Here is a 1,246-nt window from a genome sequence, read left to right as displayed (position 1 = left end):
GGGACTGCCCCCGGTTTTGTTGACTCCTTGATCTAGCGAGCTTGTGCTCGTGGAAGGATGTTGACCATGCCCACGCCGTATGGGGCGGAGTTCCGCCAGGATGTTATTGATGTGGCCCGCAAGGGCGAGGCGCCGTTGGCGCAGATCGCGAAGGATTTCGGGCTTTCGGTCACGACGTTGAAGCGCTGGATCGCCATCGCCGAACGTAAGGAATCCGGGACGGCCGGGACCGTGGGAGCGGAGTCGGCTGAGGTGCGGGAGCTGAAGAAGCGGAACCGCTTGTTGGAGCAGGAGAATGAGATTCTGCGCCGGGCTGCTGCCTATCTGGCCAGGGACATCAACCCAAAATGATCTACCCGCTGGTCACGGATCTTGCCGCCGACGGTGTTCCCGTGGCGGTGACCTGCAGGGTGTTGGGGTTCAGCAAGCAAGGCTATTACCGGTGGAAGACCAACCCGGTGACGGAACGGGACTGGGTCGATGCGCACCTGGTCAACGCCGCCCGGGACATTCATGCCGATGACCCGGCGTTCGGATACCGGTTCATCGCTGACGAGCTCCCCGGGAAAGGCATCGTGGCGGGTGAGAACAGGGTCCAGCGCTTATGCAGGGACCACGGCATCTGGTCGGTCTTCTCCAAGAAACGGGGCCTGAACCGGAAGCCCGGGCCACCGGTCCACGACGACCTCGTGGAGCGGGACTTCACCGCCGCCGCCCCGAACGAGCTGTGGCTGACGGACATCACCGAACACCCCACTGCCGAGGGGAAGCTCTACCTCTGCGCGGTCAAGGACGTCTACTCCGGCAGGATCGTCGGGTACTCGATGGACTCCCGAATGAAGTCCTCGCTGGCCGTCACTGCGCTGGAGAACGCGGTGCGGGCACGCCGCCCGGCAGGGACCGTGGTGCACTCCGATCGTGGGTCCCAATTCCGGTCCCGCCGCTTCGTTGAATCGCTCCGGCACCACGGGCTCACAGGATCCATGGGCCGGGTCGGGGCATGCGCGGACAACGCCGCCATGGAGTCGTTCTTCTCGCTGCTGCAGAAGAACGTTCTGGACCGTCAGAGATGGCTCACCAGGCGGGACCTCCGGCTAGCCATTACGACCTGGATCGAGCGGACCTACCACCGCCGGCGACGGCAAAGACGACTGGGCAAACTCACGCCCATCGAATATGAAACAATCAACCGGACCGCGCTCACAGCGGCCTAAGACCCCGAGTCAACAAAAGCCGGGGCAGTCCC

The 1,246-nt window shown here is 63.9% G+C and carries 1 protein-coding gene; it reads left to right on the top strand.

The genetic code is table 11. The features are described 5' to 3' along the window. Positions 1–66 precede the first annotated feature (66 nt). Positions 67–1,214, top strand: a protein-coding gene (locus ACFQ50_RS24555; RefSeq protein WP_377998232.1) for an IS3 family transposase whose coding sequence is annotated in 2 segments (ribosomal slippage) — positions 67–346 and positions 346–1,214 — 1,149 coding nt in all. Because the reading frame shifts where the segments join, the coding sequence is not laid out codon by codon here. Positions 1,215–1,246 lie beyond the last annotated feature (32 nt).

The organism is Arthrobacter sp. NPDC056493 (genome assembly GCF_042795115.1).
In the GTDB taxonomy this organism is placed as follows: domain Bacteria; phylum Actinomycetota; class Actinomycetes; order Actinomycetales; family Micrococcaceae; genus Arthrobacter.
Note: the sequence above shows the minus strand (reverse complement) of the source record. Positions and strands in the feature narration are given on the sequence as shown.